Origin of the sequence: Rhizobium leguminosarum, assembly GCF_002953715.1 — a bacterium.
In the GTDB taxonomy this organism is placed as follows: Bacteria; Pseudomonadota; Alphaproteobacteria; order Rhizobiales; family Rhizobiaceae; genus Rhizobium; species Rhizobium leguminosarum_V.
In genome coordinates this window covers 1,574,221-1,592,554 of the sequence record NZ_CP025012.1, presented here as the reverse complement: position 1 = coordinate 1,592,554, position 18,334 = coordinate 1,574,221, and the positions used below count along the sequence as shown (strand labels likewise).

General features: G+C 60.8%; 15 protein-coding genes and 1 tRNA gene. 4 read left to right on the top strand and 12 right to left on the bottom strand.

What is annotated here, in order from left to right:
* Positions 1-7 precede the first annotated feature (7 nt).
* From CUJ84_RS08090 to CUJ84_RS08080, 3 genes are all read right to left on the bottom strand, one after another.
* On the bottom strand, positions 8-3,274 hold the full coding sequence (locus CUJ84_RS08090; protein WP_199788793.1) for an SPOR domain-containing protein: 3,267 nt from the start codon (positions 3,272-3,274) through the stop codon (positions 8-10).
* A 62-nt stretch (positions 3,275-3,336) separates the two neighbouring features.
* Complete coding sequence (gene argS / locus CUJ84_RS08085) at positions 3,337-5,094, bottom strand: arginine--tRNA ligase (protein ID WP_105005816.1); 1,758 nt, start codon at positions 5,092-5,094, stop codon at positions 3,337-3,339.
* Between the two features lie 65 nt (positions 5,095-5,159).
* Positions 5,160-6,377: a deoxyguanosinetriphosphate triphosphohydrolase gene (locus CUJ84_RS08080; protein WP_105005815.1), complete on the bottom strand. Its 1,218-nt coding sequence runs from the start codon at positions 6,375-6,377 to the stop codon at positions 5,160-5,162.
* Positions 6,378-6,599: 222 nt separating this feature from the next.
* Between CUJ84_RS08080 and erpA the strand changes: the two genes are divergently transcribed.
* On the top strand, positions 6,600-6,932 hold the full coding sequence (erpA, locus tag CUJ84_RS08075; protein WP_003538958.1) for an iron-sulfur cluster insertion protein ErpA: 333 nt from the start codon (positions 6,600-6,602) through the stop codon (positions 6,930-6,932).
* Between the two features lie 227 nt (positions 6,933-7,159).
* Positions 7,160-7,951 carry an exodeoxyribonuclease III gene (xth, locus tag CUJ84_RS08070; protein WP_105005814.1) on the top strand — a complete coding sequence of 264 codons (792 nt, stop codon included), beginning with the start codon at positions 7,160-7,162 and terminating at the stop codon, positions 7,949-7,951.
* A gap of 15 nt (positions 7,952-7,966) precedes the next feature.
* Here xth and exoR read toward each other — a convergent pair whose 3' ends face one another.
* The 6 genes from exoR to CUJ84_RS08040 form a co-directional block, all read right to left on the bottom strand.
* Positions 7,967-8,770, bottom strand: coding sequence for an exopolysaccharide production regulator ExoR (gene exoR, locus CUJ84_RS08065; protein ID WP_003558862.1), 804 nt, complete (start codon positions 8,768-8,770; stop codon positions 7,967-7,969).
* A 19-nt stretch (positions 8,771-8,789) separates the two neighbouring features.
* Positions 8,790-9,260 (bottom strand): hypothetical protein, encoded by a 471-nt coding sequence (locus CUJ84_RS08060; RefSeq protein WP_105005813.1) that lies wholly within the window; start codon positions 9,258-9,260, stop codon positions 8,790-8,792.
* Positions 9,261-9,488: 228 nt separating this feature from the next.
* Positions 9,489-10,763, bottom strand: a complete 1,275-nt coding sequence (locus CUJ84_RS08055) for an OmpP1/FadL family transporter (protein WP_105005812.1) — start codon at positions 10,761-10,763, stop codon at positions 9,489-9,491.
* A gap of 398 nt (positions 10,764-11,161) precedes the next feature.
* Positions 11,162-14,005 carry a valine--tRNA ligase gene (locus tag CUJ84_RS08050; RefSeq protein ID WP_105005811.1) on the bottom strand — a complete coding sequence of 948 codons (2,844 nt, stop codon included), beginning with the start codon at positions 14,003-14,005 and terminating at the stop codon, positions 11,162-11,164.
* A gap of 115 nt (positions 14,006-14,120) precedes the next feature.
* The gene (locus CUJ84_RS08045) at positions 14,121-14,975 is read right to left on the bottom strand and encodes a PopZ family protein (RefSeq protein ID WP_105005810.1); all 855 of its coding nucleotides are present in this window, start codon (positions 14,973-14,975) and stop codon (positions 14,121-14,123) included.
* A gap of 332 nt (positions 14,976-15,307) precedes the next feature.
* Positions 15,308-15,973 (bottom strand): protein-L-isoaspartate O-methyltransferase family protein, encoded by a 666-nt coding sequence (locus CUJ84_RS08040; protein ID WP_199788792.1) that lies wholly within the window; start codon positions 15,971-15,973, stop codon positions 15,308-15,310.
* A 485-nt stretch (positions 15,974-16,458) separates the two neighbouring features.
* Between CUJ84_RS08040 and CUJ84_RS08035 the strand changes: the two genes are divergently transcribed.
* Positions 16,459-16,761: a hypothetical protein gene (locus CUJ84_RS08035; RefSeq protein ID WP_105005809.1), complete on the top strand. Its 303-nt coding sequence runs from the start codon at positions 16,459-16,461 to the stop codon at positions 16,759-16,761.
* A 70-nt stretch (positions 16,762-16,831) separates the two neighbouring features.
* Here the strand turns inward: CUJ84_RS08035 and CUJ84_RS08030 are convergent.
* Positions 16,832-16,905 (bottom strand) — tRNA-Cys (locus CUJ84_RS08030).
* Positions 16,906-17,167: 262 nt separating this feature from the next.
* On the opposite strand from CUJ84_RS08030, the gene CUJ84_RS08025 reads away from it, so the two are divergent.
* The gene (locus CUJ84_RS08025; protein ID WP_105005808.1) at positions 17,168-17,506 is read left to right on the top strand and encodes a KTSC domain-containing protein; all 339 of its coding nucleotides are present in this window, start codon (positions 17,168-17,170) and stop codon (positions 17,504-17,506) included.
* On the opposite strand, the gene CUJ84_RS08020 is transcribed toward CUJ84_RS08025, so the two are convergent.
* Together CUJ84_RS08020 and CUJ84_RS08015 are read right to left on the bottom strand one after the other, a co-directional pair.
* Positions 17,503-17,826 carry a hypothetical protein gene (locus CUJ84_RS08020; protein ID WP_105005807.1) on the bottom strand — a complete coding sequence of 108 codons (324 nt, stop codon included), beginning with the start codon at positions 17,824-17,826 and terminating at the stop codon, positions 17,503-17,505. The two genes, CUJ84_RS08025 and CUJ84_RS08020, sit on opposite strands and share 4 nt — an antisense overlap.
* Positions 17,827-17,921: 95 nt before the next feature.
* Positions 17,922-18,239 (bottom strand): hypothetical protein, encoded by a 318-nt coding sequence (locus CUJ84_RS08015; RefSeq protein ID WP_105005806.1) that lies wholly within the window; start codon positions 18,237-18,239, stop codon positions 17,922-17,924.
* Positions 18,240-18,334: the final 95 nt, after the last annotated feature.

The window sequence follows — 18,334 nt, the reverse complement described above, 5'->3', positions numbered from 1 at the left end:
AACCGATCTACTTGGAGATCAGGCAGCTTCCGCCCGCCGCGCGATACTGTTCGCAGAGTGCTGCGGCCTCGTCCTTGGAACCGGCCGGAATGCGGACACGGTAGAAAGTACCCTTGCCGGCGATATCGGCCCTGCGGATCTCGTGACTGCGGCCGCCAAGCACGCTGGCGAATTTCTTCGACAGGTTGGCATAGGATTTGGTCGCCTCGTCTTCCGAAGGCAGCGAGGCGATCTGGATACCGTAGCCGCCGGCGGATGCGGCCTGCTGTGGCTTTGCGGCGACGGGTGCAGCGGCTGCGACCTCAGTCGTCTTCGGCTGCTGTGCAGGCGGACGAACATTGCCCTTCTCGGTCACGGTGCCGACGACGTTGACGGGCTGGTCGGCCGGACGCGCGGTCGGAATCGGCGCGGTATCGGCAAGCGCCGAGGTCTTGACCGGGCGCACCGGCGGAGCCACCGGAGCGGGATTTGCGGCCTGCGCATCGGCACTGCCGGCAAGCGACGGCTGTACCGGCGCAGTTTCGACAGGGGCTGCAGAACGCGCATCGGCGGAAGCAACCTCGGCGCTTGCCGGGAAGCTTGCGGCCGTTCCGCCGACTGGAGGCACGGGCGAGGTCGATTGCGCGGACGGGGTCGACTGGGCCGTCAACGGCGGCTGGGCCGGCGGCGTCGGCTGGGCAGACTGTGTCGCCTGGGCAGATTGCGTCGCCTGGGCAGACGGCATCGGCTGATCGACGGGCGCCGGCTCCTCGCGGGCAACCAACGTACCATCAGGCTTGACGATCATCGTGCGGACCTTGCGCGGCGAAACAGACGGCGTCTTGTCAGCGTCGCTTGCCGAAGCCTTGTCGGCATTGTCCTGGTTCGGCAGCAGACGCGGATCCTCCGTCTCACCGACCGCAGTCGGCGTGACCTGATCATCGGCGTTGGCGTTCTCGTCGTCTTCAGGCAGCGATTCCGGTGTCAGCGTGCGCTGGACAACATCGACGGGCGCCTCGTCGGAAGAAACGAGCGCCTTCTGCTTGGGCTCTTCGGCAGAACCCGCAACACGGTCGTAAACGGCCTTATCCTGGTTCGGCACGGTCTTGCCGCCAGGATTTTCTGGAACAACCTTGACCGGCTCCTTATCGGCGGTGATCACGCGCGGCTCGCCGGACGCGACAATGCCGAGCCCCTCGCCGTTCCAGACGGAGGAATAGACACCGTAACCGACACCGGCGAAGACCACGAGCACGACGGCCCCGGCAAGCAGCCGGCGCATCGACCGGGCGCGGCTGAAATCAGCGGCCTGGCTTGCCGATTCGATACGAACTTCAGAGGTCTCACGGCGCTCGACCGGCTCACGCACGCTGCGGCGGAAATCCTCCTCCAGCGCCCGTTCGAAATCATCGAGGCCATCGGCGATGGTGGGCTTGACCGGCTGTGCCGCGGCCGCAGCCGTATCCCGGACTGGCGTCGGCGTTTGCCGCGGCTTGGCCGGTTCGAAGAAGCTGGCGATCTCCGCGTCGAGATCGAAATCGAAATCAGCAGTTTTCGCGACCGGCGCGGGCTGCTCGACCGGCGGCAGCGTCGGCACGTGCATGTCGTCGACGGTCTCGGGACGATCCTCCGGATCGGAGATCATCGCCGGATCGAATGGCAGGTCTTCGGTCGAGTCGGAAACAGCCGCCCAGTTGAAAGCCGGAGCCGGAGCTGGAGCCTGTGGATCGGGAACAAAGGCCGGAGCGGACCGTGCAGGGGCAGCAGCGGCCGGCTGGAAAGCGGGAACTGGCGGCTCAGGCGCAAAAACAGGCGCGGGCCGAGGAGTAGCGACGGCAGCGGCCGGCTGGGGAGCAGGTGCTGGCGGCGCTGGCTGCGGCGCTGGCTCGGACGTCTCGGAGAAATCGAGATCGGCGAGTTCCAGCTCGATGCCGGCAAGGTCCAGCTCGAAATCATGGCCGGCGAAGGGATCGTCGGCTTCCGGCACCGGCTGCGGCTGCGGCGCGCGCGAATATGCCGTTACGGCAGGCTGGGGCGCAACGACCTCGGCAAGCTGCGGTGCGATCGGCCTTGCGGCTTCGGCAGCATAGACCGGAGCCGGTTCGATCGGAGCAGGCGGGACGGGTGCGGCAGCGAGCGGTGCGGGCGCGATCACCTTGGGCTCGACAGGCGCGGCGGCCATGGGAGCGGCAGAAATGGGCGCTACCTCGATCGATGCGGGCTGTGGCGAGACGGGCGTCGGATTGGCACGTTGCGGCACCGGATAACGAGAGACGTCGGCGAGCAGATCGTCAAGATCGAAAGTGCCGGCGGTGTGAGGAACATCAGGCACGACCTCGGTCAGCGCGGCGTCGGCCTGGATCTCGCCTTCGACGGTGGCGGCGATGAGATCAAAACCGGCATCGGACCCGAAATCCTGCAGCTCTTCCTCGATCTCGACGAATTCTTCAGCCTCGGCAGCCTCTTCCGATGCGATCACCTCATCATGGCGGTCGAGCTCGGCGGGGAAGCCAAGCGACGGTGAAGCGGATTCGAATTCCTCGGAAGGCTCGATAGCGGCGACGGCCGGCGGCGGCTCGATGACAGATTGCGGCTCCACCACAGGAAGTTCGGCGGACGGTGCCTCTGCAACCGGTGCTGCGACCGTTTCGGCCACAGGCTCCGGCAAAACAACCGGTTCCTCGCGCTTCGCTGCATGGAAATTGGCAAGCGGCAGCCTGATGCTGGCAGCCGACCATTGCGGCGCCTTGGCGGGCTGCGCCAGCGAAGAAACGGGTGCTGTGCCGATCGACAGCTCAAGCTCCTCGATCAGGTCGCGCGCACCGCCGAAGGCCGATTGCACCGACGCCTCGGGCTCGGGGGAAAGCTGCTCCGCCCAGTCGGCGGCAGATGCGTCCCCATTCCCTGCGGCGGGCAAAGCTACTTCTTCTTCGGCCTCGACTTCTTCAGCCTCAACGGGGGCGACGGAAACCGGCTCAGGAGCCTCCGCACGTTCGGCGGCGGGAGAAGCGTCGAGAACGGGCTCGACGTAATCTTCAGGAGTGACATCATCCGAGATCGGCTCGGCGGGCCGGTCGAGCTCTGCGAGCGGACGTGGCGAATCGTAGCGGTCGAACTCGCGCCCAAGCTCGTCTTCGAGATCGAGAGCGGGCTCGCGGCGTGCGGTCTCAGTTACCGTATTCGCCGCAACACGCGGCTCGAAGCCGACGATCCGGGCAAGTTCAGCCAACGGATCATCGTCGGCAAACAGATCGTTTTTTCCGCGCGTATCATACGCAAGTTGTTTATCAGCCATGCCTATTCCCACTCGCAAACGCCAACGCTCAAATGCCAGCGCATTGTGGGGAAATGGTGACGTTATCGCATTTCGTCCGGTGCGGCAGTGCCTGTAATGGCGAGTCCCGACTTCAAAACCGACGCGACGGCGTACACCAGCCCAAGTCTGGCAATACTTGATTCTCGGTTTTTATCATTAACAAATCGTAATTCTGGCTGATCTTTACCTTTGTTCCAGTGCGCGTGGAAGGAACTGGCGAGGTCGTAGAGGTAAAAAGCGACGCGATGCGGCTCCTGCGACTGGGCCGCCGCATCGACGATACGCGGGAATTCAGCAAGCTTGGCGACGAGCTGCAATTCGGCCGGATCGCCAATGCCTGCAACGGTTTCCGCGAGATTCTCGGGCGAAACATCGAGGTCGGCGAAAGCCTCCCTCGCCTGCCGGAAGACCGACATGCAGCGAGCATGTGCATATTGCACGTAGAAGACCGGATTATCTTTCGATTGTTCCGTCACTTTGGCGAAATCGAAGTCGAGCGGTTCGGAATTCTTGCGGTAAAGCATCATGAACCGGACCGAATCACGGCCGACTTCTTCGACGACGTCCCGAAGCGTGACGAAATCGCCCGAGCGTTTCGACATCTTCACCGGCTCGCCGTTGCGATAGAGCTTGACGAGCTGGCAGAGGAGCACCGTCAGCTTCGCCTTACCGTCCGAAACGCCGCGTGCAACCGCTTCCAGGCGCTTGACGTAACCGCCATGGTCGGCGCCAAGCACGTAGATCATCTCGTCGAAACCACGGTCGAACTTGTTCTTGAAGTAGGCGACGTCGGCGGCGAAATAGGTATAGGAGCCATCCGACTTGATCAGCGGTCGGTCGATATCGTCGCCCACCTCGGTCGAACGGAACAGTGTCTGTTCGCGATCCTCCCAGTCCTCGGGAAGCTGACCCTTCGGCGGCGGCAGCGTGCCCTTGTAGACGTAACCCTTGAAGGTCAGGTCGTTGATCGCCGTGCGGATCGCGGCCGCACCATTGGCATGCAGGGTGCGCTCGGAGAAGAAGACGTCGTGATGGACGTTCAGCGCCGCCAGATCTTCGCGGATCATCACCATCATCGCATCGATGGTGCGATCCTTGACGATCGGCATCCATTGGTCTTCCGGCATGTTGTGCAGCCGCACGCCGTAGTCGGCGGCAAGCGACTGACCGACAGGCACGAGATAGTCGCCGGGATAGAGACCCGAGGGGATTTCGCCGATCTTTTCGCCGAGCGCTTCGCGATAGCGCAGGAAGACGGAACGGGCGAGCACGTCGATCTGCGAGCCGGCATCGTTGATGTAATATTCCTTCTCGACGCCGTAACCGGCAAAAGCCAGCAGGTTGGCGAGCGCGTCGCCGACGACAGCGCCACGGCAATGGCCGACATGCATGGGGCCGGTCGGATTGGCCGAGACATATTCGACGTTGACCTTCTTGCCCTTGCCGAGCGACGAGCGGCCGTAATCGGTGCCGGCGCCGATCATCGAGGCGAGCAGCCGCTGCCAGTAGCCGACGGCGAGACGGATGTTGATGAAGCCGGGACCCGCGACCGAGACATCGGCGACGTCGGCATCCTCCTTGAGCTTGGCGATGATGACGTCGGCCAGCGCGCGCGGGTTGGTTCCGAGCGATTTTGCCAGCACCATTGCGGCATTGGTCGCCACATCGCCATGGCTCGCGTCACGCGGCGGTTCGACGGTGATGCGGCCGAAATCGAGCTCGGATCGCTTTTCCCTGACCAGATCGATCTGTTCAAGGGCGGTTTTGATCCTGGCTTCGAAGTCGGTAAAAAGGTTCATCGCACTCTTCCATGCATAGGCTGTGCCAAAGGCTCAAATCGGCCCTCGGCGTGGGCGACCGCTGCCTATCGCAAATCCGGAGTGTGGTCAAACAACCGCCTGTGGGCGCTGATCGCATATGTGTCGGTCATGCCGGCGAGATAATCGCCGACATGACGAGCCTTCGGCGCGTCGGACAGGCCGGCGATATGATCGACCCAGTAATGGCTCTGCATTTCCTTTGGATTGGCCATGTAGGCGGCAAAAAGATCGGTGACGATCTGGGCGGCGCCGGCACGGATGCGCATGATATCGGGATTGCGGTAGATGCGTTTGAAGAGCATCGCCTTGATCTGCCTGTCGGTCTCGGCCATCCCCTCGGAAAAGCTGGCGATAACCTGGCCGGCAGCGCGGATGTCGGCTGCGCTCTCAGGCCGCAAGAGCGACAGACGCTGTTGCGCGACGCCGATCACGTCTTCGACCATGCGGGTAATCTGACGGCGCATGATCTCATGGGTGAAGCGGCTGGCCTCCAGATGCGGATATCGCTCCCGCACCTCGGCCATCAGCCCGGCAAGAAACGGGATTTCCTCCAGCATATCGAAAGTCAGGTAGCCGGAGCGCAGGCCATCGTCGATATCGTGGGTGTTATAGGCAATGTCATCGGCGATCGCCGCAACCTGGGCCTCGAGGCTGGCATAGCTTGCAAGCTCGAGATCGTGCAGCTCGCAATAATCGAGGATCGGCTGCGGAACGGGACCGCGCGTGCCGACTCCATCCGGCGTCAGAAGCGGACCATTGTGCTTGACGAGACCTTCGAGGCTTTCCCATGTCAGGTTGATGCCGTCAAATTCGGCATAACGCCTCTCCAGCTTGGTCACGATGCGCAGCGATTGGGCATTGTGGTCAAAGCCGCCATAGGGCAGCAGCACCTCGTGCAACGCGTCCTCGCCGGTATGACCGAACGGCGTGTGGCCGAAATCGTGCACGAGCGCCACGCCTTCGGCCAGATCCTCGTCGAGCTTCAGGGCGCGGGCAAGAGCGCGGGCGATCTGCGCCACCTCGATCGTATGCGTCAGCCGGGTGCGGTAGTGATCGCCGTCCTGGGCGATGAAGACCTGGGTCTTGTGTTTCAGCCGCCGGAAGGCGGTGGTGTGGACGATGCGGTCGCGGTCGCGCTGGAAATCGGAGCGCGTCGGGCTTTCGTCCTCCTGATAGAGCCGTCCGCGCGTCGTCCATGGGTCGGCCGCATAGACCGCCCTTTCACTGCTGCCGAAACCCAAAGCACGCGTATCGATCGTCATTCTTCACCATCATCCTGCATGTTGCCGCATCTGCCCATTGACGCCGCTTATCGCTCTTCATACCTATAGGTCGATGAAACGGCAAAGAGGCGCTTTCTTAACCGCTTCGGCGCATCATCGCCTTTTCGCGAAGATCATGGTAAGTTTCTTTGATATCAGGCATTTGAACATTCAAGCGCCAAAACCCATTCTCTCCGGATCTTGACCCCGGCAGGAGGAAACATGACGGATACGAGTGTAACCCTTTCAGATGCCGCGGCAAAGCGTATCGCTGCGATCGTCGGCGCCGAAGCCGGCAAGAGCGCCTTGCGCGTTTCCGTCGAAGGCGGCGGCTGTTCGGGCTTTTCCTACAAGTTCGATCTTGCCGACAGCGCTGATGACGACGACATCATCGTCGAAAAGAACGATGCCAAGGTGCTGATCGACAGCCTTTCGCTCGTCTATATGGCGGGCTCGGAGATCGACTTCGTCGACAACCTGCTTGGCCAATCCTTCCAGATCAAGAACCCGAATGCGGTGGCAAGCTGCGGCTGTGGCACCAGTTTCTCGATCTGAACGTCTAAACGCACGGCCTCCTCATCAAACCGGCCGAAGAATTCCTTCCGGCCGGTTTATCGTCTTGTCCGCCGGTGAAAGACCGCGATAAAAGAAGCGCACTAAAGCGCGCTGCATCGACGCTGATTCATGCAGTGCGCTTTAGCTCTTTGTTTTTATGCCTGTCGTTATCCCAGAACCGCTGCACACTTCTGGACGACATGCATTATGCGGAACGGGACAGAGCCATGAAGATCGCGACCTGGAACATCAACGGCGTCAAGGCGCGCATCGATAATCTCACGCAATGGCTCAAGGATTCCGATCCGGATATCGTCTGCCTGCAGGAGATCAAGACGGTCGACGAAGGTTTCCCGCGGCTGGAGATCGAGGCGCTTGGTTATCATGTCGAGACGCACGGCCAGAAGGGCTTCAACGGTGTGGCGATCCTCTCCAAGAGCTCACCTTTTGAAGTGAACCGCGGCCTGCCCGGCGATCCGCTGGACGAACAGGCGCGTTTCCTCGAAGCGGCGTTCACGCTGTCCGACACGCGCATCCTGCGCGTCTGCTGCCTCTACCTGCCGAACGGTAATCCTGTCGAAACGGAGAAATATCCTTACAAGCTCGCCTGGATGGGGCGTCTGAGGACGTTCGCGGCCGAACGGCTGGCCTATGAAGATATGCTGGTTCTTGCCGGCGATTACAATGTCATCCCGGAACCGCACGACTGCTTCGATCCCAAGGTCTGGGAAAACGATGCACTGTTTCTGCCGCAGACGCGGGAGGCGTTCCGCAAGCTCGAAAATCTCGGGCTGACGGATGCAGTACGCGCGACGACGGATGCGACGCAGCTCTATTCCTTCTGGGATTATCAGGCCGGCGCATGGCCGAAGAACAACGGCATCCGCATCGACCATCTGCTGCTGTCGCCGGAAGCTGCCGACCGGATGACATCGGCTGCGATCGAAAAACATGTGCGGGCCTGGGAAAAGCCGTCCGACCATGTGCCTGTGATCGCGTATTTCGATTTCGCGGGCTGAGCGCCCGATCGGCGCTTAGTCGTCGGAACCGCTCGCGATGGTGTGCGAGAGGGATACCGCCGTGCGGCGGTCGGCCTCGTTCGCAACCGAGAAGGCCTGCTCCTGCAACGCTTCCATCCAGCTGCAATCCTTGGGCTTGCAGCGGTCGAGTGCTGCCGTCATCAGCGCCAGACCGCGGGCCGTCTGGCCTTCATCGAACAGAATATTGCCGAAGACCGCCATGGCGCCGGGATGGCCGCTCTTGCGGGCCTGGTTCAGCCATTTCTTGGCTTGCTGCGGGCTGGCATTGCCGCCCTCGCCCGCCAGCATCATCTGCGCCAGCTGGAACTGCGCCTCGGGGACGCCAAAGGTGGAAGCCACCTGAAAATAAAGCTGGCGCGCCTGGCTGAGGTCGATCCTGACCGGACTGCCGGCAATGCCATGCTTGTAATAACTGGCGAGCGAGAGCAGCGCGTTGACGAAGAAGCCGGTATCTTCCGAGCCGGGTTCGACGCCCTGCTGGGCAATCTCGCTGTAGATCTTGAAGGCTTCGAAATCATCCTGCGTGACACCGTCGCCATCGGCATACATATTGGCGAGCGCCCAGCGCGAGCCGGTGTGGCCCTTTTCGGCGGCGTATTTATAGGCTTCGACCGCCTCTTCCTTCTGGCCGTTCTTATAGGCTTTGAAGCCGAACTTGAAGAGATCGAAGGGGCCGGATTCCTTGCTGACGCCACCTTTGATGTCGAATGCGCGGCACGGACCGGACAGCGCCAGCGCTACGGCTATCGACATGCCCATCAGCATGAATTTGAACAGTTTGAACTCGGACGTCACCATTTCAACCGATTTCTTTCGCTCATCTCAGGCAGGCGGCAACGGCGCTCGCACCGTGCATCCCGCGGATGTATTTCTTCGAGGCGAGCGATCCCGCGGCGAGCTCCATGGCTCCTTTACCCGCGTCGCATCCAGCCCACTGGCCTTTTCTCAAAGCCGATATTCTCAGCCTATCCTTCAGAACCACCCGGCTCCCGGCATGGCTCGACTGCAATCTCCGTGGCACTCTTTCGGCAGGTGCGGTATTCGCCTTCCCGCCTTTGTCGTATTCGTAAACGGCAAATGTGACAAAACCGGTATCGACAGCTCCCGCAAAGCCGGGCTGCTCATGCGAGTGGGTCGAAAATAATGACAATGAATGGATCGACGACTTCATCGCGAGACCGGATTGGCGGCCGGAACAGCCTTGTTCGGAAAGCGAAACGACCGCAATCAAACGAATGTCGCCAATCGCGCCGTACGTTTTGATGTACCCGGAAAAAAATCGACCCATGCTACTATTTACACGCACCGTACGCCTGCCATCTCCTCGCCTGCAAATAGCGCTGCGCCCTCTTTGTGGCGGGAAATGGACAAATTCACCCTGCCGCCACCATACGCCAAACGTCGTAAAAATGTGTTGCTGAATCGTCACAAATTGGAACGTCGATTTGTCTTGCTGACGCCCAAAGAAAAGCCCGGCGAACTGCCGGGCTTTAAGACTTCTACTTGGATCGCAGGATCAGAACTTGACCTTTACGCTGGTGGAAAGGGCCGCCACCAGATCGTCGCCGAAGGAATAGGAGACGTCGTTGCCGTAGGTCCGGCCATTATACACGTAGGTGCCGGATTCTCCGCCGGTCATGATGCCGAGCGCGCCGGCCAGACGCCACTCGACGTTCTCGACAGGCGTATAGGAAACACCCGCGCCGAGCGTCCATGTGTCGGTCTGGGCGCCGTAGCCCTGGCTCGTGCCGCGATCCCAGGTCAGGCTGAGGGCGCCGGCCCATTGGTCGTTGAACTTGTGGCCGACGCCACCGCTGATCGTCCAGCCGTCGCGATAAAAGAGATCGAGCGAGGTGAGCTGGCTGCTGGCGCTACAGGCGACCACGCCCTTGGTGGCCTTCGGGCAGAAGGCGATCGACTGCAGCACGCTCCAGTTCGTCCACTTGACCGAACCGAAGGCGAGCCAGTCGGGCGCAATGCCGCTCTGCAACTTGAGCTCGACGGAATCCGGTGCCTCGGCCGAACCGTAGACCGGCGTCACAACGCCGAGATAAGGATTGGCGGGATTGAGGGCCTTTGGCACCTCGGTCAAGTCGACCGTGCCGGTGAGATCGTCATACTTGACCTTGCTGTTGTAGACCAGGCTGGCGCGGAAGGCATATTCCTCGATTTCGTAGGCGATACCCGCCCGCCATCCCATGGCCTGGTCGGCAAGATCCAGACGGCCGGTGCCGTCATAGACCAGCGCGGCCGCCCCCGTGATCGGCGCGACGAGGCGTGTCTTGAAACCATCGACCGTCTGATAGAAGCCGCCGCCGATCAGGCGTAGCTGGCCGGCGCCCATATCGAAACGATAGGAGCAGGTGGCGCCGTAGTTGCGGGTGCTGATCTTGGTTTCGATGTTGTCGTTGACGCCCAGCCAGTCGGCGCCGGGATTGGTGTGTGCGCCGAAGGGTGTCGAAAAATCACCCATGCAGTCGATGGAGTCGCCGAGACCGACTTTCACCCCGAGATAGGGGATCCAGTAATCCTCGGTATCATCCGCCGTGGTCGAACCGCCGCCAATGCCGTTCGTGCCGAGGCCATCGGTGGCATCGGTGTCCTTGACGTTTTTCAGCTTGCGCTGCGGCATGACATAGGTCGCGCCGGACTGGACGGCGAACCTCGAATTGTCGAAGAGAAGGTCGATATTATATCCGCCACGCTCCAGACCGCCGGCGAAGGACGGCGATGCAAGTGACGAAAGAAGAACGAGCGACGTTATGCCCTTGGAAAACCTACGAGATGCCATTGTGTCTCCCCCACTCCAGCAATTGATGTGACCCCACTCTAGTAAGTGTTCGCGTGATATGGCAACGCGCCCCACGGCAGCGCTCCCAGGCATTGCAGTGGCTAACTTACGTAAAGAAATTGACGGACACGTCAAAAAACCTGGTTAATAAAATTTTATTCCAGACCTATCGAATTTCAGGTGGGCTTTTGGGTTTTCATTCCAAACATTGCAGAAGCTGTATCAATCCGACAACAGTGGCAGTTTTCGCCCGCTGGAGGTTCGCATGAGAGCAATCCACAGGATGAAGTGCTGAAAAGGCGCCGTTTCACGCGCGAACCGCACGAATCACAACAAAAAAAGACGCGCCGGCGGAGGGCGCGTCTTTGAAATAACTTACCAAAATGGGTCCGTGAAACTTACCCGGCTTCGCTCACCCTGGAAAGAGCGGTCATCAGGCTTGCGATCTGCCCCTTCAGTTCCTCAAGACGATCGCGCTCGGCCTCGACCACTTCGGGATTGGCGTTGGCGACGAACTTCTCGTTGGAGAGCTTGCCGTCGATGCGGGAGATCTCGCCTTCCATCTTGGCAATCGCTTTTTCCAAACGAGCCTTTTCGGCGGAGAGGTCGATCAGATTGCCGAGCGGCAGGCAGATGGTCGCTTCAGCGACGACGATCTGAGCGGCACCCTTGGGCGCATCGTCAGCCAGCGATATCGCCTCGACACGTGCCAGCCGCTTGATGGCGGCGTCGTGGCGGAACAGCCGTTCACGCGTCAGGTTGTTGGCCTTGACGACGACGAGCGGCGCTGTTGCCGATGGCGGCACATTCATTTCAGCGCGCACCGAGCGGATGCCGGAAACGAGGTCGATCAGCCAGTTGATTTCGTCGGCGGCCCCGTCATCGGCATAGGACGGCGCCGGCCATTCGGCATGGCAGACCAATGTGTCGCGCTCTTTGCCTTCGCCTGCCGTATGGGCCCAAAGCTCTTCGGTCATGAAGGGCATGAAGGGATGCAGCAGCTTGTAGATCTCTTCGAGAATATAAGCGCTGCAGGCCTGGGCTTCCGCCTTGGCGCCCTCGTCTTCGCCATTGAAGACCGGCTTCAACAGTTCGAGATACCAGTCGCAGACCTCGTTCCAGACGAAGCGATAGAGCGCGCCGGCGGCATCGTTGAACCGGAAGGCTTCGAGCGCTTCCGTAACGTCACGTTCCGTACGGGCAAGTTCCGTCAGGATCCAGCGGTTGATGGTGAGCTCGGCCGCCTCCGGCACGAAATGCGGGTCGCTGTTCGCACCGTTCATCTCGGCGAAACGTGTGGCGTTCCAGAGCTTGGTGCCGAAATTGCGGTAGCCGGCGATGCGGGCCGGATCGAGCTTCACGTCGCGGCCCTGCGCCGCCATGATCGCCAGGGTGAAGCGCAGCGCGTCGGCGCCGTATTCGTCGATCAGTTCCAAGGGATCGATGACGTTGCCCTTCGATTTCGACATCTTCTGCCCATTCTTGTCGCGCACCAGCGCGTGGACATAGACGGTCTGGAAGGGCTCGACGGGTTCACCATCCTCGTCCTTCATGAAGTGCAGGCCCATCATCATCATGCGGGCGACCCAGAAGAAGATGATGTCGAAGCCGGTGACAAGAACGTTGGTCGGGTAATAACGTGCCAGCTCCGGTGTCTCGTCCGGCCAGCCGAGCGTCGAGAAGGGCCAGAGTGCCGAGGAGAACCAGGTGTCGAGCACGTCCTCGTCACGCGTCAGGATCTCACCCGGCTTGAAGTTTTCGAGCAGGTCCTCGACATAGGCCTTCATCGGCCCTTCATGCGAGAGGTAATGCTGGATCGCCGCCTGCAGCGCCTCTTCCTCGGTCTTTTCGACGAAGACCTGGCCGTCCGGGCCGTACCAGGCGGGAATCTGATGACCCCACCAGAGCTGACGGGAGACGCACCACGGCTGGATGTTTTCCATCCACTCGTAATAGGTCTTGTCCCAGCTCTTCGGCACCATCCTGGTGCGGCCTTCACGGACCGAGGCGATCGCCGGCTCGGCGAGCGTCTTGGCATCGACATACCATTGTTCGGTCAACCGCGGCTCGATCGGCACACCGCCGCGGTCTCCGTGCGGGACCATGTGCTTGTGCGGCTCGATCTTGTCGAGGAGGCCGGCCTCCTCGAAAATCTCGGCGATGACCTTGCGCGCATAGAAACGGTCCTGACCTTCCAGGCGGTCCCAGGCGCCATGCAGCGCCGCCGGATTGTCGAGGCCTTCGAGGAAATCCTCATTGTCCTTGATGGTGATCGTACCGTCGATATTCAGGATGTTGATCGAGCGCAGGCCAGCCCGCTTGCCGACGTCAAAGTCGTTGAAGTCATGTGCCGGCGTGATCTTGACGGCACCGGTACCGGCCGTCGGATCGGCGTAGCTGTCAGCAACGACCGGAATGCGGCGGCCGACAATCGGTAGGATGACATGCTTGCCGATGATCGACTTGTAACGCTCGTCCTCCGGATTGACGGCAACACCGGTATCGCCCAGCATCGTTTCCGGACGCGTGGTGGCAACGACCAGATAGTCGCGCGTTTCCCATTCGGTCGGCTTGCCTTCCTCGTCGAAAGCGATCGGGTACTGGTAGGTGACACCCGGCTCGAGCGGATAGCGAAGATGCCAGAGATTGCCCTTGACCTCATGCTGTTCGACTTCAAGGTCGGAGATCGCCGTCAGCAGCTTCGGATCCCAGTTGACGAGGCGCTTGTCCTTGTAGATCAGCCCTTCCTTGTAGAGCGTGACGAAAACCTCGAGAACGGCCTTCGACAGGCCTTCGTCCATGGTGAAACGTTCGCGCGACCAGTCGCATGACGCACCCAGGCGCTTCAGCTGGTTGAAGATCAGGCCGCCCGATTCAGCCTTCCACTCCCAGACCTTGTCGATGAAGGCTTCACGGCCCATGTCGCGGCGGCTGGGCAGCTGCTGTTCCATCAGCTTGCGCTCGACGACCATCTGCGTGGCGATGCCGGCGTGGTCCATGCCCGGCTGCCAGAGCACATCCTTGCCGCGCATGCGCTCGAAGCGGACCAGGATGTCCTGCAGCGTGTTGTTGAGCGCATGGCCCATGTGCAGCGAACCGGTGACATTCGGCGGCGGGATCACGATAGTGAAGGTCTCGGCCCCGGGCCTGGCGTTCGCGCCGGCACGGAAGGCATCCGCTTCGTCCCATTTCGCGGCGATTTTCGGTTCGACGGCGGCGGAATCATAGGTCTTGTCGAGCATTTTCTGACCAATTTCGAGGTTCGAGGGTGGCGTTTGTAAATAGGATGGTCACGGCCAAGTCAATAAAAAAGCCGCCCCGGAGACCGGAGCGGCTTTTCAGGAAAAAGCAATCCGATCAGCGGCGCGGGCCGCGCGCCACACGCTCGATTTCCTCGCGCACCAACCGCTCGACCAGCGTCGGCAGATTATCATCAAGCCATTCGCGCAGCATCGGGCGCAGCATGTCCTCTGCGATCTCGTCCAGCGAGCGACGCTCCGCACCGTCGATTGCGGCGGCGAGCTCCTCGAAAGAGCGGCTGATCTGCAGGCCGGCATCCTCCGAAAGCAGCGTCGGCTGGACCTCGTCCATAACGCTCGGCAGGAAACGCTCGGTCGACGACTGAGCGGGCTCGATCGCCGGCGGCGCTGTTTCGACGGCAGGCGTAGGCTCGGCGACGGCCACCCCAGGCGTTTCCGCAAACACCGGCTCGGCCGGCTGCTGGATCGCAACATGCTGAATGGGCGCTGCGGCAGCGGGGAAAACAGGCTGTGGTTGCGGTTGTGGTGCCGCGGCGCGCGGAGGTTCCGGCAGCGGTTCGGGCTGACGGAAGCCGCTCGGAATTTCACGCAGGGCCTGACCGGCCTGCACGGCGCTGCGCTCAGAGGCGGCGCGCACACGGGCGGCGACATCGGCAAGCGACAGCGCACGGGCCGGCACTTCTGCTTCGGGAGCCGTGCCGGCCGAATTGGCGGCGACAAAACGCGGATCGGAGGAGCGCATGACCGGTTCGGGGAATTCCACGCCGGCATAGGTGTCGTCGACCGTCAGATGTATTTCCGAGCCGTTGTCATCCTCGTCGGCGCCATAGACCGGCGGCAGGGATGCGGAAATCGCCTTGCCGGCGCCGGGCTCATTGCTTTCGATGATCTGGCGGATGGAGGCCAGAATTTCTTCCATGGACGGTTCACGCGCTACACTTGGCTGAGCCATTTCTATCCCCGTTATCCCAAAACAACGACCGGATGGAGTGGAGCATTCATCCGAATCACCACGACCTTAGAATACCCCAGGCGTGAAAAAAATCATCGCGAATCAAATGAATGCCGCCATGCACAGTTTTGTTACCCAATGTTTGCCACCCGCAAAGCCTGTCGCGATATTGCGGCGGCGACGCGCATGAAACAGAACTTCAGCGCACTGCCTCCATCCGGTCCGACATGGTCGCGTCAGCGTAAATGATGTTTGTGAAGGCTTTCCGGCGGCATTGATAAAAAACGGGCGCCGATGGCGCCCGTCGCTGAATTTCGTCGATAAAAACGACGTCAGAAAACGAATTCGCGCGCCTTGGCGAAACCCGGCAGCGGCTTGACCGAGGCATTGAAGAAGACATTTTCCGAAACAGCGCCGCGCTCGGCGACGAAGACCTTGGCGCGGGCGGCATTGCCGTAACCTTCGACCGTGATCAGGCGACCACCATCGCGCAATTGACCGAGAAGGGCCGCCGGAACCTCTTCAACCGCGCCGTTGATGAAGATCAGATCATAGGGCGCGCCGGCAGCGTAGCCCTGTTCGAGCGGGCCGGTCACGACCTCGACCTTGGCGTAGCCGGCAAGCTGCGCCTTCGCTTCAGTGGCCAGCGTCTCGTCGCATTCGAGCGCGATGACGGAGCCGGCAACGATCGACAGCAGCGCCGAAGTGTAACCCGTGCCGCAGCCAACCTCGAGGACGAAGTCGTCCTTGGTGATCGCGGCCAGCTGCAACAGCTTGGCGAGGGGCGACGCTTCCATCAGGAAGCGGGCCGGCTTTCCCGATGCGGCTGCGGAGATCTCGACGTCGTTGTCGATATAGGCCAGCAGCTTCGCCTTCTCGGGCACGAAAGCCTCACGCGGTACCGTGAGAAACGCCGTCAGCACGGAATGCGAGGTAACGTCCGTCGTGCGAACCTGGGTATCGACCATCTTTACGCGCGCTGCTTCGAAATCCATCATGTCCTCTCGCTCTTGAAAAGCGGTTCCTATCCCTCGTCTCTTAATCCCCGCCACGGATGCTTTCAAGGCTTGGCAGGCGCCAGCGAAAAGAATCCGGCCGGCGCCTCTTCCGCGCCACAGGGGCGGGATGGACACTGCAACTCCAGCGTGGATTCTTTTAGCCCTTCATGTTATGATCTGCAGCGGAGGAAATAGGAGGAGCAGGCCATGTCTGCGATTTTCGAGTATTTCACGCTGTTCGATTTCTTCATAGTCGCAGCGCTCATCGGCATATTCTGCTGCGGGCTGTTGGACGGCGAAACGACCTGGAGGCGATAGGGCGCCGAAGCGCACTCGGAGATATCCCCCGCATCGCGACTGCGGCAATTCATGTCAGCGAGCGCTGGTCTGACATGCGTTCTTTCCTTTTGAAATCCAGCCCTCGACAGCCGCATACGCATTAACGTTACGTCAACCATTATGTTGCAGCGCCCTCACCTCCCGCTATGGGTGTGCGCATGCAAACCTTTCTGATCCAATCGCGCGGTATAGAAGCGCTTCACTACAATGCCGATGCCCGCCTGCTGCTGATCAAATACAGCAGCGGCGACATTCGCAGCTTCACCCGCATTTCGCGGCAAGGCATGCGGCGGCTTCTCGGCGCCGGCCCCGAAATCGATAACGGACCTGAATTGAGCGATCTGCAATATCAGGCGCAAATCCGGAAAGGCGGCCTGAAGGCGCTCTACCGCCTCACGGGAATCAATCCGTTACAGTTCGATTTTTCTCCCGGCCAGCGGGTCTGGTAGCATCGCAAACGCCAATGCCGCACCGCTGAGCCAGCAGCGTTTCACATAGATTATGTCATGTGGAAGATGTTGGAGGCCTCGCCCGGAATTGAACCGGGGTACAAGGATTTGCAGTCCTCTGCGTCACCACTCCGCCACGAGGCCTCACGGGCTCGTTATCTGAGCCGTGGCGAGCGTTTAGAATGATCGTAAGGAAATCGCAAGAGGGCATTTCGGAAAAACGCTATTCTGCGGTTGCCGAAACGACCATTTTTCCATCGCGAAACGGAGCGGGCGCGGGCTGGAATTTCCACGGCCGTAGCGATGCCCCATCTCCTGCCAATGATGGCATTTGAAACAAATTCTTGACTTGACTTCGATCACCGTCCGGGACTCAATTGCCCGCGGGAGGGTATAGGAGCTTGAGATGGATTGGGCTGCCCTCAAATCGAAGCGCGTGCGTGCAGCATACGACGCCGAAACCCGGGATCTGCATGTAAAATTCCCTGGTTCTCCGCCGGTGAAACATGCGGATATTCCGCCGCACGTCCACCATAACCTACTGGAAACGGACGATCCATACTTCTATTACCAGTACTATATAGCGCCGTCTCGCGTATCACCGGGCCCTCGACAACCGGCCTCCATGGCGTCCTACGCAGTGAAGCTCGTCCTTCTCCTTGCCGCCTGCAGCCTGCTGATGACGACCGGCCTCGACCCGGACCACGGCGGAACTTTCGAAGAAAGCGAACTCAGATCCAATTAGACGCGAATTTGCAGCCCAATCTCAGGACCTGCAACAAGGCGGGTGGTTCCGGCGTCGAAATTGTCGCTCCTGTTCTGAGAACGGTAGCGCCGATTGTCCCGCTCGCGGTCGTTCCTCCCATCGCGCTCATTCCGGCCGTTGAAATTGCGATAGTTGCGAGGCCCGTTGTAGCTGCCGCCTTGACCGTGGTCGACCACGCAGCCTTCGGGACGGCGACAGATGCCGCGAGCGTCGAAACCGCCGCTGTCTACCTGGGCCTCGGCAGAGATGCCTGACAGAACCGCCGCCGCCGACAGGACGACAACAAAAGATACCTTCATTTCCTCACCTGGACCGTCGTGACGCATTTTTGCGTTTTACATTCCATAAACCACGAATGCGAAAAGCGATCCACAGTTCCACACCCTACTTGCCATCAGCCAGCCGGTTTTCCCCGCCTGTGCCACCAGACCGCCAGCCGTCTCCGAAGCCGGCGCGCGAACGGCAGATCGTGCGAGAGCACGAGGAAGCCGAGCGGCAGCATCCAGAAGCCGAGGATGGGCAGGAAACCCAACACGCCGCAGAAGATGAGGGCCATGCCGAGTGCCATCCGCGCGATGCGCGAGCGCGGCATGCCCATGCTGAAAGAGCCGAGCACAAGCCTGCCGCTTGCATGATCGATGCCGAAGCGCACTGCCCGTGCCTTGCGCTTCTCCCCGCCTCTCGTCTCCTGACGATCATTCACGTTTGTCATTCCCCAGAGATGGGCGCAGGCATCCCAAATACAAGTTCATTTCATTTTTTTGAAAAAACCGCTTGGCAAATCGGGAAAGCGTTTGTATTAGCCCA

What these genes read in the sequence shown, in the direction of transcription:
- CUJ84_RS08090 (WP_199788793.1), bottom strand. Translation starts at nt 3,274, where the DNA reads ATGGCTGATAAACAACTTGCGTATGATACGCGCGGAAAAAACGATCTG.
- argS (WP_105005816.1), bottom strand. Translation starts at nt 5,094, where the DNA reads ATGAACCTTTTTACCGACTTCGAAGCCAGGATCAAAACCGCCCTTGAA.
- CUJ84_RS08080 (WP_105005815.1), bottom strand. Translation starts at nt 6,377, where the DNA reads ATGACGATCGATACGCGTGCTTTGGGTTTCGGCAGCAGTGAAAGGGCG.
- erpA (WP_003538958.1), top strand. Translation starts at nt 6,600, where the DNA reads ATGACGGATACGAGTGTAACCCTTTCAGATGCCGCGGCAAAGCGTATC.
- xth (WP_105005814.1), top strand. Translation starts at nt 7,160, where the DNA reads ATGAAGATCGCGACCTGGAACATCAACGGCGTCAAGGCGCGCATCGAT.
- exoR (WP_003558862.1), bottom strand. Translation starts at nt 8,770, where the DNA reads ATGGTGACGTCCGAGTTCAAACTGTTCAAATTCATGCTGATGGGCATG.
- CUJ84_RS08060 (WP_105005813.1), bottom strand. Translation starts at nt 9,260, where the DNA reads ATGGGTCGATTTTTTTCCGGGTACATCAAAACGTACGGCGCGATTGGC.
- CUJ84_RS08055 (WP_105005812.1), bottom strand. Translation starts at nt 10,763, where the DNA reads ATGGCATCTCGTAGGTTTTCCAAGGGCATAACGTCGCTCGTTCTTCTT.
- CUJ84_RS08050 (WP_105005811.1), bottom strand. Translation starts at nt 14,005, where the DNA reads ATGCTCGACAAGACCTATGATTCCGCCGCCGTCGAACCGAAAATCGCC.
- CUJ84_RS08045 (WP_105005810.1), bottom strand. Translation starts at nt 14,975, where the DNA reads ATGGCTCAGCCAAGTGTAGCGCGTGAACCGTCCATGGAAGAAATTCTG.
- CUJ84_RS08040 (WP_199788792.1), bottom strand. Translation starts at nt 15,973, where the DNA reads ATGATGGATTTCGAAGCAGCGCGCGTAAAGATGGTCGATACCCAGGTT.
- CUJ84_RS08035 (WP_105005809.1), top strand. Translation starts at nt 16,459, where the DNA reads ATGGGTGTGCGCATGCAAACCTTTCTGATCCAATCGCGCGGTATAGAA.
- CUJ84_RS08025 (WP_105005808.1), top strand. Translation starts at nt 17,168, where the DNA reads ATGGATTGGGCTGCCCTCAAATCGAAGCGCGTGCGTGCAGCATACGAC.
- CUJ84_RS08020 (WP_105005807.1), bottom strand. Translation starts at nt 17,826, where the DNA reads ATGAAGGTATCTTTTGTTGTCGTCCTGTCGGCGGCGGCGGTTCTGTCA.
- CUJ84_RS08015 (WP_105005806.1), bottom strand. Translation starts at nt 18,239, where the DNA reads ATGACAAACGTGAATGATCGTCAGGAGACGAGAGGCGGGGAGAAGCGC.